Below are 14,904 nucleotides of genomic sequence, written 5' to 3' on the forward strand. Positions count from 1 at the left end.
TTTGGCTTCTCGCGCGCTCTCCTTTTCTCATCGGCGCACGCTCGCAGGTTCGCGCCGTGTGAACCGTATGTCAGCAACACAACACTAGCCTACACACCGCGTACGCGCTGGCGTCGCCACAACATCTTACTCTTTGCCCAGTGAAGATAACCGCTGGGTAAGATCGGCTGCAGAATCGGAGGCCACCGCGGACCCAGGCGGCGGCGCCATTGCAATCCCCAATATTCGGCGAGAGAACGCGCGCCCGGATACGTTTGGCTGGCGAAGGCCTCCAGATCATTGACGCAAACTCGATCAACGCGGCGGCGATCATAGGACCAGCATGCGATCCACAGGGCTTCTTTGGCGAGAGCACGGAGTGCGACTTCGCGAAGCTGCTCCATATCCTCGATCTTGTGTCCATGCGCATGGAACACAATTTCAAATGCAGCTCTCCGCTGCGCGAGATCGGCAAGTATGGAATTGAACCTGGTTTCTTGCATGCTGGCCGGGTGCCTGCGGTAGTACGCTTGGTCTACCCGGCCTAAATAGGCGATACGCGAATGTGCGGCAAACCGCAGCCACATCTCAAAATCGCCTGCATGAGGAAGATCGGCGCAATAGCCCCCGAGCTGCTGTTGCAGAGATGTACGAACGACGACCTCAGGTGAGGAGATGCATGAAGTCGCGGTCTTGCAACGTTGCGCAATCCAACGCCGGCCATCCCAGATATCGACCCGCGGTTCACCGACGCGGGCGTGCGGCAACGTGTCGTTTGATTGGAAGTACGGTGCGTGTCCGTAGACCATACCGACTTCCGGATGAGTGTCAAAAACCGCCTGGGCTCGCTTCAAGGCACCAGGGGTAAGCAGATCGTCGGCGGATATCAGGGCGGTGTAGTCGCCAGTAGCAAGCGCTAACCCCTCATTATAGGTTTGGATGTGGCCTTGGTTGACTTCGTGGCGGAGGAAAGTCACGCGCGAGTCTTTCGCCAGCGAGGTACCCACTGCAGGGGTGTCGTCGCTTGAGCAGTCGTCGATGACTATCACCTGTACTTTAACACCTTGACAAAGAATGCTTTCGACGCACCCTTTGAGATAGTGCGCATAGTTGTAGCAGGGGACCACAACGCTGAAAGAGGTCTCCTCTGTCATTTGTTGAACTCGGCCCGGACCGCGCTGGCCACGAGCTCAAGGTCCTCTTCGGTCAATTGCGCATAAATGGGCAGCAGGATCGAACGATCCTGCGCGAGCTCGGATTGGCGAAGATCATGGCGTTGCGCCACCTTTGCGTAAGGCAGTTCGCGGTGCGAGCACATGACGCCACGTCGCGTCGCGATTCCCTTATCGAGCAAGTTTTGCATGACGATTCGCTGATTGAAACGGTCCGGAAGACGCACGCAATAGCTCTGCCAGTTGGACCTGGCCCACGCCGGTTCGGTTGGTAACCGCAGGCCTTCCAGATTGCGCAGTAGCTCGGCATATTTGGCGGCCACCGTTCGCCGGCGGCCGACCAATTCTGGTAGCCGCTCGAGCTGTCTGCGCCCAATTGCCGCCTGCATATCCGTCATTCGGCAATTGTAGCCCAGAACGACGTACTCCTCGAAGATCACGCTCGACGAGTTGTGTCGCACCGTATCCGGAACGCTCATGCCGTGCTGGCGCAGCAACCTGAACTTGCGGTCGAGCTCGGCATTCGCAGTCGTGAGCATTCCCCCCTCACCTGTCGTGATCACCTTTCGCGGATGAAAGGAAAAGCAGGCAATATCTCCATACGGCGCGCCGATCGGCGTCCATTCCCCGTTCATCCGGATCTGCGATCCGACGGCACAAGCCGCGTCCTCGATCACGGCGACGCCGTGGCGGCGCGCTATGGCCATCAGTGCAGCCATATCACATGGCATGCCCATCTGATGGACCGCGATGATCGCGCGGGTGCGCTCGGTGATGGCTTCCTCCAGCCCGGCGCAATCCAGATTATATGTCTCTGGCTCGATATCGACAAAGACCGGAGTGGCGCCCTGTTGTCGGATGACGTTTGCCGTCGCGATGAAGGAATGGCTGACCGTGATCACCTCGTCGCCCCTGCCGATATCCAGCGCGGCCAACGCGAGCTGCAGGGCGGTCGTGCAATTCGCGACCGCGCAGGCATGCGGGGCGCCGACAAGTGCGGCGAACTCGTCCTCGAACGCAGCCACTTGTGGACCTTGCGATACCCAGCCCGACAGCACCACGGCGCGCGCAGCGTCGGCTTCTTCGTCCGCTAGCAGCGGAGCTGCGATCGGAATCACGATGTCGCCACCTGCCGCTGACGATCCGAAGCGAGTTCGCGTTCTGATCGCCACCATTTTACGAGGTCGGCAAGCCCCTGCTCGAGCGAAACCGTAGTGCGGAACCCCAGCAGACGCTCGGCCTTACCTGTCGATGCCAGCCGTCGAGGCACCGGATTGACCGAGCGTTCCGGTGCGAATTCCGGTGTCAGGCCGCGGCGTCCCATCACGGATGCAAGCCCCATCGCCAGCTCCGTCAGGCTGGTTTCGGTGCCGCTCCCGACGTTGAAGACCTCATCGGTAACCTTGGACCTGGCCGCAAGGATATTCGCGCGCGCGATGTCGCGGACGTGGACGAAATCCATGGTCTGGCGGCCGTCACCAAAGATAATGGGAGGCAATCCGGCTTCCAGCCGTTCCATCCAGCGGATCAAGACCTCGGTGTATCGCCCGTGGATGTCCATGCGGCTGCCATAGACGTTGAAGTAGCGGAACGCCACGTAATCGAGACCGTGCATGTCATTATACGCGCGCAATAGGCCTTCATTGAACGCCTTCGCGGCCCCATAGAAGGTCCTGTTGTTGTAGCAGTTCTGCCGCTCGGTTGTCGGAAACTCCTCGGCCATGCCATATACGGACGCCGAGGACGCCGCGATGATCTTCTCGATATCGTGCTTGATGCACAGCTCCAGGAGGTCGTAGGTGGCGTCCACCATGACCTCCTTGGCCAGGCGTGGCTCAGCCGCGCAATGAGTGATGCGAAGTGCGGCCTGGTGAAACACGATGTCGGCAGCCTTCACCAAGGCTTCCATCAGCTTGCGATCGCGTATGTCGCCGTGAACCAGTCTCACCGGCCCACGCCTGAGCGCGCGCCGGAGATTTTCCGGCCGGCCTCTGACCATGTTGTCGAGGGCAACGATCTCGATGCAACCCTCATCGCAGAGCAGATCGACGATGTGGGAGCCGATGAATCCTGCCCCACCAGTGACCAGAACGCGCTTACCCTTGAGCTCAATCAAGACGCCCTCCTGTTGCAGGACCTTGTGGTGAAGCTTTGTGATTGCCGTGCTTGGTTGCTGACGGTTTCGCTCGGTCGCAATGCTCCTGCGTTTCTCAACGTGGAGACAACTTCGGTCGCCCGGTCCGGCAGCAGCTCCGGATAAATGGGAAGGGAGAGAAAGTCGTTCGCAAGCATCTCGGTTACCGGCAGATCACCGGCCTGATAGCCGAGTTCAGCATAGGCCTTCTGCAGGTGCACCGGAATGGGATAGTGAATCCCTGCACCGATGCCGGCGTCCCGCAACAATGTGAGCGCCTCGTCGCGCCGCTGCAATCTGATCGAATAGACATGATACACGTGGCGGGAGTGCGACGGCGGCCGCGGACGCGCGAATGCGAGCTCAGAAAGCAGTTCGTTGTATCGTTCTGCGAGCGCTCGGCGGGCCTCGGTCCAACGCTCGATGTAGTCCAACTTGACATTCAGTATCGCGCTCTGGATCTCGTCCATGCGATAATTGTATCCGGGAATGACGTGGTCGTATTTCGTCTCCTGCCCCCAGTCCCGCAGCAGCGACACGCGGCGCACCAATTCAGGCCGATCAGTCACGACGGCTCCACCCTCGCCGAATGCTCCCAGATTCTTGCCCGGGTAAAAGCTGAAGCACCCCAGGTCCCCGATCGAACCTGCGCGGCGGCCCCGGTATTCCGCGCCGTGCGCCTGCGCAGCGTCCTCAATGACGACCAGACCGTAACGCCGGGCGATCTCCATGATGGGATCCATGTCGGCCATCAATCCATGGAGGTGAACCGGCAGAATGGCTCTGGTTCGAGGTGTTATCGCAGCCTCGATTAGGCCGGGATCCATCGTCCACGTGACCGGGTCAACGTCGACAAAAACAGGTTTGGCCCCGCTGTAGAGAATGGCGGCGGTTGTCGCCACGAAGGTCATGGACACCGTGATGACTTCATCACCGGGTCCGATGCCCGCTGCCAACAGCGCCAGGTGAAGCGCAGAGGTCCCACTATTCACTGTGAGGCAATGCGCGGTCCGGCAATATTCCGCAAATCGCCCCTCGAAGGCTGCGACCTCCGGCCCGAGCACAAAATGGCCGCTGCTGAGGACTCTTGCCACCGCGGCGTTTATTTCCGGCTTAATTTGACGGTATTGGGCTTTCAGGTCCAGGAAAGGTATCATTAGAAACCTTGGATTGAATCTAAGATTTGAAAAAATTTAATCACGTTTTAATATTTAATCAAGCGATTGTTTTCAAGGCAACAGATTAATTCAGTTAATTAGCCATGGTCTATGAGACCCCGCGGGAAAGAACGATCGGGGGCGGCGGTGTTTCCAGCTGGCGGACATCGCTCAAGCGGGCACTCCCGCGACGTAGCGCCTGGAGTCCTTTCGTCACCACCGAGGCTGCGCCAATCGACGCCCCGCGCCGATTGTCACACCACAATGAGTCGTGGCGTTGGAGCCGATCGAAGCTCCCGTGCCGATGCGAGTTGCAATGTCCAGTCCGAAGCTTGCTGAGGGCGCCCGTCCGCGGTTGTTGCGTTCGGATCGTTCGTGAACATCGCGGCGTGACCGACGACCACCTCACCTTCTATCGCCCCTCGCAGATGAAGCTGTGCGACGATATTTGCAACGCGCACCTATTCTCTCTCCCACCGAGATTTCGACGAAGGTTCCGGTCCGGCTCTCAACCGTAGCGATGCAACCATGCAGGTTGGCTCCGGATGCGGGATACGAACATCGCGACCAAGCTGGAGGTGTCATCGGCATCATCGTCTCCAAAGGTCACCGCAAGGCTCTACAAGGCCAAGCGCGATGGCTTCGGCGTAATGCGGGCGAGACCCGCTGCGGCCTGGTGGAGCTGATGCAACAACGGGTGCCCAGTCAGTACGAGCCCAAGCCACCAGCAAACCGCCGCAGCGCACAACGCTAACGCGAGACCCGTAAGGGGCGTGAGCGATCCAGCTTCCGTCAGCGCCGCACAGGGGGCGACACCGAACGCTGTTGCCGCCGTGACAAATCCGCTCTTTGTCAACGCGCCAGCAAGATCCCTCGGTCTGAGCCGCAGCTGCCGTCCGATAAAGTAGATCGCGAGCGCGGCTTGAAACGGCAACGTCAATAGCGCAGCTGCGGCGACGGCCTGCACCCCGAGGAAGGATGCGCCCCAAACGACTAGAAGCGACGGAGGGAGTGAGATGAAAGAGGACACTAGCGCGTCCCGTACCCTTCCTACCGCTACAAGCACCGGATAGCTTAAGCATGCGGCGAAAAGCGCCATGTTTGCGATGCACAGCAAGCGCACGAGCGGCACGATCTCCAGCCAGGTCTGGCCGAGCCAGACGGCGATAATCGGCCGCGCCATAATTACCACAAATATCAGAAATGGCCATTGCGCGGCAGAGAGGAGCTCAACCGCCTCGAGGTAAACCGCCTTCAGGTCCTCCCCGGCCTGGCGCCTTGCGATGATGGCTGGCATGATAACAGGGTTCAATACCTGTGTGACCAGCCTGTCAAACACTTGAGTTAAGTTGGTCGCACGGCTGTACAGACCGACGGACGCGAAGTCGAGAATTCTTGCAAGGAGCAGTTGGGGAGCAAGGTTGTAGAAGACATTGATGAGGCTGATACCGCTAGAGTAAAGGCCAAAGCTGACGACTTCGCGGTATTCGAGGAGCGAGAGACGCAGCGCGCCAAGGTCCCGATGACCAGCGAGCAAAGCCAGGGTGAGAATGACATTCCCTGCGAGGCCACCCAAGATCGGTGCCATGTAGCTAAATCCCGCCATCGCGAATCCGATCGACACTACGGCAACCGTAATGCCGGCTGCCAAATTGCAAACGGTTAACGTACCGAATTTCATGTCTCGGCGCAGCAAAGCAGAAACCGTCCCTGAGAAGGGTACTAGAAGGAAATTCAGCGCTGATATCTCGATGCCTCCTTTGAGATGCTCCTGGCCGAAGAGACCTGAGAGCGAGCCCGCAAGAACAAACAGAAGAAACGCAATCGCTACGGAGATCGCTAGGGTTATGGTGAAAGCTGAGCGAACATCGGCTGGAGACAATTCACGCTTCTGAATCAGGTAATTTCCGCCCCCAAACTCCTGAAAGGATGCCGCAATTACGGCGGTGACGGCATTGACGACTGCATAGACTCCGAATTCCACCGGTGACAGCAGACGAGAGAGGACCGCAGTGGCGCCAATGAACAGCACAAAGCTGCCGTAGCGGTCGGCCGCAGAAAGCAAGATAGAGCGGTGTACCGAATTCATTGCGAAACCCGTCGCGCTCTGCGCGCATGAATGTCGCCCGCCAATGCTTCAGGCCGTCGCTGTCGCACGTTCCGGAACCCTGCGCTGCTGCCGTTTCAGCAGGACCGGTTTGCCCTGCTCGGCTATTGACCGTGATGCAGCCTCCAGGACCTCGATTACACGCAATCCGGACATCCCGCTCGAAATCGGTTGCGTGCCACTGCGCACGCAATCAATGAAGTTCTCGATTTCGATCTGCAGCGCCTCCTTGGGGGAGACGTTAGGCGCCCACATATCGCCAGCCCGATAGCCGATCCGGAATTGATGGGCACTGTCGGAGCGGCTATCGACGGTGATACCCTTATCATAAATCTTGATCTTTTCGCTCGGTTCAAGGTCGTCATACACGATCATCTTCTTGCTACCTCCGATGAACGTTTGCCGGACCTTGATTGGCGAGAGCCAGTTGACGCTAATGTGGGCCACGCATGCGCTTTCGAAGAACAAGGTGATATGGGCCATGTTTTCCGGAGAGCCGAGCACATGGCGTGATGCTGTCGCCGAAACCGCAACAGGCTCCTCATCCAAGATATAGTCGATGATCGAAATGTCGTGCACCGCCAAGTCCCAGATCACGTTGACATCGGTTTGGAACAGACCGAGGCTCGAGCGTGTACTGTCGTAGTAATAGACGCTACCGAGCTCTTTCTTGAGCAAGAGCTCGCGGATTTTCTGCACGGCTGGCGTGTAGACGAAAGTGTGATCCACGCTCAATATCAGACCCCGCCGGGCCGCCTCATCAATCAGGCGTCGGGTCAGATCTGAACTTTGGGCAAGCGGCTTCTCAACCAGAACGTGCTTGCCCGCCTTGAGTGCGGAGAGCGCCAATTCGTAGTGGGTATGAACCGGCGTGGCGATGGCCACGGCATCGACGGCCCTATTATCGAGCAGTTCGTTGTAACTAGACGTGGTTGCTACCCCTGGGTAGAGCCGCCTGCTGGCCGCTAGCTTTTCCGAGTCAAGGTCGCTCACGCCGATCAGACGTGCCGAGGGATTGCCTGCGAAATTGCGGACGAGGTTCGGCCCCCAATAGCCGTACCCAATAACTCCAATTCCAATTGTGTCGTTCGACATAACTGCACCAATCATTATGAACGGTATTAGACGTTGAACCTACTAGGCGCTCGATTTAATTGATCCGACCATACAATACTCGCCAAGATCTCTCGAAAAGAGCGGAGACCAAGTCGCAGGGTCTCTCTTAGACATTCCAGATCAAGTCACGGTGTGTATACATCGGTCGGGCCATGCGGTCTTTCGATTGCTTCGTTACTCGCTTGCGCGGTCGTCTCGAGCATCGTTCCAACTGGACTGAAGAGGGGCGCAACTCCATGTTAGCCCCAATCATTGGACCGCTACCAGTTTGCGGAACGAACATGTCCCGCTTCGATAAAATTCCGAATTGTAAGGATCAACTGGGGCGATGCTTCCGCGCCGAGACATTCGCCTTGAGCGCGAACGTCCAATTGATCCAACTTGTCGGCTAATTCCCTTTCGTCGAGAGCGACTTCAATGCGGCCCTGAGCGACGAACTGCTTTGCCGTTGCAATCTGATGATCGTTTCGGTGTTCGCCCAAGTTAGCACGACGTGGCATGACGATGATTCGCTTTCGCAGCTCGAGAGCGGTGATAATGGAGCCCATCCCGGCATGTGCAATCACCAGCCTTGCCGTTTCGACGAATTTTCTGAATTGGAGGGGGTCAATGAACCGTTCGGTCTGAATGTGCCCAAATTGATGGCTTGATGGCCCGATCTGAGCGAAGACATCGTTTCTCTCTCGTGCACCGGCCCACTCGTCGACCGCCCGGACTAGACGATCAAAGTGGATTTGCGTACCCACTGTTACGAAAATCATAATCCTGACCCTGCGTCGTGCTTTAATGCGATAATGCCATATACTAAAATAAATGCACATAACATTTAATGCAACGTATATTTTCATTTAACAAACTAATCCGCAGAGGTCCTTGCTTGACGCCAGTTGCAGGAGGAGTTTCGTGGCGCCCGAAACGGAATTTTCCGGGCAAAAAGAGGCAGTTGCTCCAGTCGAGGCCGTTGATCCGATACTGGACGCCTTCGAACTCTGAGGACGGCTCCCATCCCTAAAGGCACTTGGGTTTCGGGCTTGCCAAGAATCCGGTTGAATATTGAACTAGAGCTTCGCGCCATTGCCGTGGAGCATGGAACCCTCTGTATTCCCGGATGTCTTCATCCAATTCGCGAAGCAGCGCATATGTATGGTGCTGATTCGTGAGTGACGTGCGCCCTCCCTTCGGATGAGGAGCAAATAAATCCTGACTGACGACGCGGACTTCTCCCGTGGCCCCCTCCGCGTTTCTGGAATGGAAATGCTTCGAACTTGATCCGCCGCTGCCCAACCGTCACCTGGCCGATGTCCCTCCCCTGCACCACCGCATCTGGCGGAGCCCGCAGACGATCGTTGCCGGCGCAGCTCGGCCTTCTTGAGCTCCTCAGCGGCAGTGTCGTGCTTACTCCAAGTCTCGGCGAGCTATTTGTAGGCGGAGCGGCGAAAATCTTCAGCGAACACTTTTTGTTCCGCTCAAGATTCGTCCAACGATACGCGTTATCGACAATCCTGCCCCGAACGCGCGCGACACTTCTTTGCCCATTAACGTACTTAGTATGGTTTCGATCAACTGCATGTTGTCCAGCCGGTGGACGAGAACTACCTCTTCGTTTTGCGCTGTCTTCCGATTTGTATGCGCGGAGCAATATGCGCCGTAATTTTGAAACTGCGCGCCGTAAGAGCTCCTTCTCTGCAGTGCGTTCTGCTGTAAGACCTCATCCGAATTTGCAGTGCATTTAACTTCCGTACATTGTCAGGTCCAATTTGGCATGGAGCCGCGCAATAGCCGCATCGAACGCAGCGAGGGGGAACCAAACTGATCAAGATCCGCCTGCGAAAACGTCGGATCGATCGTAGTAAATTTGGACTGCTTCATGGAGAATTCGAGGGTCAGTACTCGCGGATGCTTTCGTCCAACCCGCGAAGCAGCGGATAAAGGAAATAGGAAATCACCGTCCGCTTTCCGAGCTTTATTTCGGCGGTGACCGCCATGCCTGGCATGAACTGAACGCGTTCCGGCGGCAGCCGAAGATGCATGTCGCGCAAATCGATCAGTACGCGATAAAAGGGAGCTGACGGGCGGCGCGCACCTTCGGCCTTCGAGTCTGGCGAGAATGAGTCCTGGCTGATGACCCCAATCGCACCAGTTGCCGTGCCGTACTTCTGGAACGGAAATGCTTCAAACTTGATTCGTACGGCCTGCCCGACCGTCAGCTGTCCGATATCCCTGCCTTCGACGTTGACCTCCGCCCGGAGCGTCTCGTCGCGAGGGACCAATACAAAAAATGTCTCGGCCTCGCGAATTACCGAACCCACCGTCCGATTGGCAATTTCAAGTACCACCGCATCAGCCGGTGCGTGCAGCACGATCAATTGCCGGCGAAGCTCCGTCTTCTTGAGCTCCTCCGCGGCGCTGTTACGCTTGGGCAACGTCTCCACGAGCTCCTGATAGGCAGTACGGCGAAACTCTGCAGCGAAGACCTTTTGGTCTGCACGGGCCTTGTCCAAACGATGCATGTTGTCGACAATTGCGCCACGAACACGCGCCAGATTGCTTTCAACCTCCAGCCGCGCGTCCCGGGACAGCAGGAAGTTCAGTCTTGAACCGACCTCCTTGGCCATCAACACATTTCGCATGGCCTCAATGGACTGCATGGTGTCCAGCCGCTGGGTCAGAACGAATTCCTCATCCTGGGCCGTCTTCAGATTGGCCTGAGCGGACGCAATCTGCGCGTCGTAGTTCTGGATCTGAAGATCGTAAGCCGTCCTTCTCTGGAGAAATACCTTTCGCTGCAGCGCCTGATCGGCATTCGCGGGCTCCTCGAGGACGTACTCAACGCCGTCCAATTCCGCCCGGACCCGGTCGATGGAGGCGTCGAAACCCGCCAGGCGGCTGCGCAGTTGATCAAGGTCGGCCTGAGAAAATGTCGGATCGAGGATCGCAAGGACGTCGCCGCGATTAACCGGATCGCCGGCCTTAACGCGAATTTCCCGAATGACCGATGTTTCCAGCGGCTGGACGACCAGGTTGGGACGTGTGGTGATCAGTTTGCCCTGTGCCGTCACAATCATGTCGACACGCGACACGCACGCGAACGCGATCGCGGTCGCGATCAGGGCGACGACACAATAGAGCGTGATCCGTCCTCCGCGCGGTGGCGTTCCCCGCTCGATCTCGGCGGCGTCGGACTGAAATTCCGCAACTACGCGAGATGCCGTCGACGCGGGCCTCGACAGCCCTCGCCGCTTCCGCGAAACGGTCGAAGGCCCCGATCTGCCGGAGCTCCCCTCCGCCCTGCTTTTCTCGGCACCGGTCATGCGACCTGTCTCGTCTGCTGATTCCAGAGATGTCTGTAGATCGTACACTTCGCCAGCAGCCCGTCGTGACGATCCACATCGACGATTCGTCCACGGTCGATGACCAAAATCTGGCTCGCATCCGACAGCATCGAAAGCCGATGCGATACAATGATGACGGTCCGTCCTTCGGCGATACGCCGCAGATTGCGCCGGATGATCGCTTCGCTCTCGGAGTCCAGCGCGCTGGTCGCTTCATCGAGGATCAGAATGCGCGGGTTGACGATCAAGGCGCGGGCGATCGCAAGCCGCTGCTTTTGCCCGCCCGACAGGTTCGATGCCTGCTCCTCGAGCATGGTATCGAATCCCCTCGGCAGCCGCTCTATGAACTCGTCGGCGCCGGCGAGCTGGGCCGCCCTGACAACTTCTTCGAACGTCGCGTCACGCTTCACGCAAGCGATGTTTTCGCGCACGGTGCCCCGGAACAGGAAATTGTCCTGGAGCACGACCCCGAGATTCCGCCGCAGGTGGGTAAGATCAATCTCGCGCGAATCATGGCCGTCGATCCGTAGTAGTCCCTGCTGCACCGGATACATTCCCGCGATCAGTCGCGTCAGCGTCGTCTTGCCTGAGCCGCTCCGACCGACAATCCCAAAGACCGAACCGGGAGCGATTGAAAACGACACGTCGTCCAGCGCCGGCGTACCCTCGCCATAGCGGAAGGTGACGTTTTCAAACTCGATCTGGCCGGCGAAATCGGGACGCAGCCCCTCGCGTTGACCGTCCCGTTCCAGCTCCTTATTCATAACCTCGCCCAGCATTTTAACCGCCAGCGCGACCTCCTGATATTCGTGAACCATCGTCACCATCTGGACCAGCGGCCCCGAAACCCGTCCCGCCAGCATGTTGAAGGCGACCAGCGCGCCGATCGTCATCTCGCCAGCGAAGACGTCCAGCGCGCCCAGGGCCACGATGCCGAGCGTCATCATCTTCTCGAGAAACCCGGTCAGCGCCTGGGCGCCCGCCGAGATCTTTTCAACCCCAAACCGCATCGATACCGATTGCGCGCAGCGATCGTCCCACGCCCTGTTCTGGTTGGGCTCCATGGCCAATGACTTCACCGTGCGCATCCCATGCACCGTCTCGACCAGAAGAGCCTGGCGGCCAGCTTCGGCTTGGTAGAGCTGGTAGAGCCGTCGTCGGAACGGTCCCATCAAAATCACAACCACGCTGCCGCTGATGGCGGTAAAGGCCAGGACGACGCATGTCAGCTTGACGCTGTAGAGCGCGAGGACAGGCAGGAAGACGAATAGCGAAAGCGCGTCCAAGGCGGTCAGGAACAGCCGACCGGTCAGAAACTCGCGAATCCGCCCGGCCTGCTGCATGTGCTTCACCAGGACGCCGGCCGAGATACGCTCGAAGAAGGTTACGGGAAGCCCCAAAAGATGCCGGAACGTTTTGGTCGCAACCCGGATGTCGATCTTGTTCGTGGCATACAGCAACAGGTAACGACGCAAGAAGCTGAATATGGCATCGAAGGAGAGCGCTATGATCGCGCCAGCCGAGAGTACGTAGAGCGTCGTGAGACTCTCGTGCACAAGAACTTTGTCGATCACGAGTTGAAAGAAGATCGGAAGCGCGAGGCCGAGCGCATACAGGAAGACGGCGGCGATCGCGACGTCAGAGAACAATCGCCATTCCCGGAGCATTTCGGGTACGAACCAGCGCAATCCAAAGGCCCTCTGGCCCTGTGTTGAACGACTCTCGCGCTTGAACAGGATAACCCTTCCGAGCCATCGGGCACAAAACCGTTCAGCATCGACAAGTAGCGGCTCGTCCCTCCGCTCAGCCAAGGGATCGAAGACAGTTACAGCATCGCGTTCCGGCCCGGCGCCGACAATAAGGACCCAGTTCTGGTTCGAGAGCTGAACAAGAGCCGGATAGGCTTCGCCGAGCCGACATAGCGCCTTCCAATCGAGCTGCGTTTCCCGAGCGCGAAGGCCGGCCTCATGCGCCATGCGCAGCAGGAGGTCGGTCGAGATGCCGGCATCATCGACGGCATAAGCGTGACGTAAACGATCCGACGGTAGATGGATACCGTGATGGGCGGCGACCCTCGACAGGCATTCAAGGGCGGTTTGAGCGGCCCAACGCGGCTCGTCCTCAGACGAGAGCGGTGCTGGTTCACACCGCTCAATTTCAACGGAAGTTGGTTGAGACATTTGGAGATCTGGAGCTGTCCGAGGCCGATGACGAAGATTCAAGTGGTGCGGTTGCCTGTGGCGGTGTAGTCGGCGGCCTTGGCCGATTGCGCTGGACGACGCCGGCGTCCACCAGACCCTGAAGCGCGTTTTGCATCACCTCGACAGAGTTCGCGAAGGATTCCGCCGAAAAGATTAATCTCTGGCGAAACACCTTCTTTGGCGCATTGTTGGCGTCACGTTCCGTGGGCGAGAGACTGACCAAGTCCACCCGCACGATCGCCCCGCCAATTGTGACCTCGTCAATCCCGTCGGTATAGAGCTCCGTATGCATTCCGATTCTCCCTATGCTGCGAGCTGCGGCCTGAAGAGGACGTCAACCGCGTAGCTGGTCGCGTTGAAGGTGTTGGTCGGGAAGAGGCTTCCGGATCCGTACGCATAGACGCCGTTGCCCCCGCTGGACGCGGATGACGGGGCGGTTAATGGTCCGTTAGTTACCGAACTGGCAAACAGACTTGGATCGGCCGAGTAGTTTCCCGCCGTGTGGTAAGAGGCGACATAGGTCGTTCCCGCCGTGATCGTGACTGGCGTCGCGAAATTGACCTGCTGCCAACCGTTTGCCGTCTCGTTCGTAAAGGTGGCGGTCGCCAGTAAGCTCCCCGTGCTGCTCCAGAGGTCAGCGACGTGAGTGCCCGTGTTCGACGGCCCTTTGTAGAAACGCAGGCCTGTGATATCGCCCGAGCTGGACGCTTGGAACTTCATGCCCAGTTCCACCGAATTTGGATCATTCACTGTAACCACGCTGGGCGTTGGATTCGCGCTGAACAGACTCACAGTGCTCGCAGACGGCGCATGGACGGTCACATCCACACTCGCGCTTGCCATACCGCCCCGACCATCCGAGATAGCGTAATTGAACGAAGCCGGTCCGTTGTATCCGTTGGCTGGAGTGAACGTCACCGTATTATTCTGAGAACTGAAACCGACGGTACCGTTGACGGCTGCACTGACGCCCGTGATCGTTAGAGCGTCCCCGTTTGGATCGGTATCGTTTGCTAGAAGTGCCGACCCGGAAATGCTGAGCGGTACGTTCTCAGTCGCATTGAAGCCGCTGTCGTTGTTGGCGATTGGGGGCTGGTTCGTGCCGCCGCTCGAATTGTTGAACACGACGTCGACCCAGTAATTGGTGGCGGCGAACGTGCTGGTCGGAAACAGATTCCCTGTTCCATAGGTGTAGACACCATTGTTGCTCGCGGGAGCCGTGAGCGGGCCATTCGCGTGGGCAGTGGCGAAGTAGTCAGGCGTATCGGCATAATGGCCGTTGCTGTGGAAGCTCGCGACGTAGGTGGTGCCGGCCGCGATCGATACTGGGCTGCTGAACGTCACGGTTTGCCAACCGCTGCTGGTCTCGTTGGAGAAGGTTGCGGTCGCCAGGAGCGTGCCTGTGCTACTCCACAGCGAGCCGGCGTGAGTACCGGTGTCATTCGCACTCTTGTAGTACTTGATTGCGGAGATGGTTCCGGCCGCCGAGGACGTAAAACGTACGCCAAGATTGACTTGCGATGTGTCGGACGTTGATAGCACTGATGGCGTATCGAAACTCGAGAACAAGCTGACCGTCGAGGGCGCGGTGCTCACCGCAACATTGAACGTTTCGCTGGCGGCGAGACTGCCGAGATCGGTTGCGGTTGCCTTTACGCTGAGCGTACCGACATCGCCAGACGCCGGTGTGCCGCTGAAGGTCCGGG

11 protein-coding genes are annotated in these 14,904 nt (G+C 58.3%); all 11 read right to left on the reverse strand.

Features of this window, described 5'->3' with window-relative positions; genetic code table 11:
- Nucleotides 1-89: 89 nt before the first annotated feature.
- On the reverse strand, nt 90-1,133 hold the full coding sequence (locus ACFQX9_RS27875; protein ID WP_377791152.1) for a glycosyltransferase: 1,044 nt from the start codon (nt 1,131-1,133) through the stop codon (nt 90-92).
- The gene (locus ACFQX9_RS27880; RefSeq protein ID WP_377791153.1) at nt 1,130-2,269 is read right to left on the reverse strand and encodes a DegT/DnrJ/EryC1/StrS family aminotransferase; all 1,140 of its coding nucleotides are present in this window, start codon (nt 2,267-2,269) and stop codon (nt 1,130-1,132) included. The genes ACFQX9_RS27875 and ACFQX9_RS27880 overlap by 4 nt, the downstream gene beginning before the upstream one ends.
- Nucleotides 2,266-3,267, reverse strand: coding sequence for an NAD-dependent epimerase/dehydratase family protein (locus ACFQX9_RS27885; RefSeq protein WP_247403811.1), 1,002 nt, complete (start codon nt 3,265-3,267; stop codon nt 2,266-2,268). Before ACFQX9_RS27885 ends, ACFQX9_RS27880 begins: the two co-directional genes overlap by 4 nt.
- Nucleotides 3,264-4,442 carry a DegT/DnrJ/EryC1/StrS family aminotransferase gene (locus ACFQX9_RS27890; RefSeq protein ID WP_377791154.1) on the reverse strand — a complete coding sequence of 393 codons (1,179 nt, stop codon included), beginning with the start codon at nt 4,440-4,442 and terminating at the stop codon, nt 3,264-3,266. The genes ACFQX9_RS27885 and ACFQX9_RS27890 overlap by 4 nt, the downstream gene beginning before the upstream one ends.
- 619 nt (nt 4,443-5,061) lie before the next feature.
- Complete coding sequence (locus ACFQX9_RS27895) at nt 5,062-6,531, reverse strand: oligosaccharide flippase family protein (RefSeq protein ID WP_377791155.1); 1,470 nt, start codon at nt 6,529-6,531, stop codon at nt 5,062-5,064.
- Between the two features lie 48 nt (nt 6,532-6,579).
- Nucleotides 6,580-7,644, reverse strand: a complete 1,065-nt coding sequence (locus tag ACFQX9_RS27900; protein WP_377791156.1) for a Gfo/Idh/MocA family protein — start codon at nt 7,642-7,644, stop codon at nt 6,580-6,582.
- Nucleotides 7,645-7,925: 281 nt separating this feature from the next.
- Nucleotides 7,926-8,426 (reverse strand): glycosyltransferase, encoded by a 501-nt coding sequence (locus tag ACFQX9_RS27905; RefSeq protein ID WP_377791157.1) that lies wholly within the window; start codon nt 8,424-8,426, stop codon nt 7,926-7,928.
- Nucleotides 8,427-9,548: 1,122 nt separating this feature from the next.
- Nucleotides 9,549-10,976, reverse strand: a complete 1,428-nt coding sequence (locus tag ACFQX9_RS27910; protein WP_377791158.1) for an HlyD family type I secretion periplasmic adaptor subunit — start codon at nt 10,974-10,976, stop codon at nt 9,549-9,551.
- Nucleotides 10,973-13,177: a peptidase domain-containing ABC transporter gene (locus ACFQX9_RS27915; protein WP_377791159.1), complete on the reverse strand. Its 2,205-nt coding sequence runs from the start codon at nt 13,175-13,177 to the stop codon at nt 10,973-10,975. Before ACFQX9_RS27915 ends, ACFQX9_RS27910 begins: the two co-directional genes overlap by 4 nt.
- The gene (locus ACFQX9_RS27920; RefSeq protein WP_247294740.1) at nt 13,155-13,490 is read right to left on the reverse strand and encodes a hypothetical protein; all 336 of its coding nucleotides are present in this window, start codon (nt 13,488-13,490) and stop codon (nt 13,155-13,157) included. Before ACFQX9_RS27920 ends, ACFQX9_RS27915 begins: the two co-directional genes overlap by 23 nt.
- 11 nt (nt 13,491-13,501) lie before the next feature.
- Nucleotides 13,502-14,904, reverse strand: a 1,403-nt coding sequence (locus tag ACFQX9_RS27925) for a DUF4082 domain-containing protein (protein ID WP_377791160.1), incomplete at its 5' end; no start/stop codon positions are given.

Origin of the sequence: Bradyrhizobium sp. GCM10028915 (assembly GCF_042666195.1) — a bacterium.
Classification (GTDB): domain Bacteria; phylum Pseudomonadota; class Alphaproteobacteria; order Rhizobiales; family Xanthobacteraceae; genus Bradyrhizobium; species Bradyrhizobium canariense_D.

Coding starts and splice junctions, on each gene's coding strand:
- ACFQX9_RS27875 (WP_377791152.1), bottom strand. CDS start 1,133: ATGACAGAGGAGACCTCTTTCAGCGTTGTGGTCCCCTGCTACAACTAT.
- ACFQX9_RS27890 (WP_377791154.1), bottom strand. CDS start 4,442: ATGATACCTTTCCTGGACCTGAAAGCCCAATACCGTCAAATTAAGCCG.
- ACFQX9_RS27895 (WP_377791155.1), bottom strand. CDS start 6,531: ATGAATTCGGTACACCGCTCTATCTTGCTTTCTGCGGCCGACCGCTAC.
- ACFQX9_RS27900 (WP_377791156.1), bottom strand. CDS start 7,644: ATGTCGAACGACACAATTGGAATTGGAGTTATTGGGTACGGCTATTGG.
- ACFQX9_RS27905 (WP_377791157.1), bottom strand. CDS start 8,426: ATGATTTTCGTAACAGTGGGTACGCAAATCCACTTTGATCGTCTAGTC.
- ACFQX9_RS27910 (WP_377791158.1), bottom strand. CDS start 10,976: ATGACCGGTGCCGAGAAAAGCAGGGCGGAGGGGAGCTCCGGCAGATCG.
- ACFQX9_RS27915 (WP_377791159.1), bottom strand. CDS start 13,177: ATGTCTCAACCAACTTCCGTTGAAATTGAGCGGTGTGAACCAGCACCG.
- ACFQX9_RS27920 (WP_247294740.1), bottom strand. CDS start 13,490: ATGCATACGGAGCTCTATACCGACGGGATTGACGAGGTCACAATTGGC.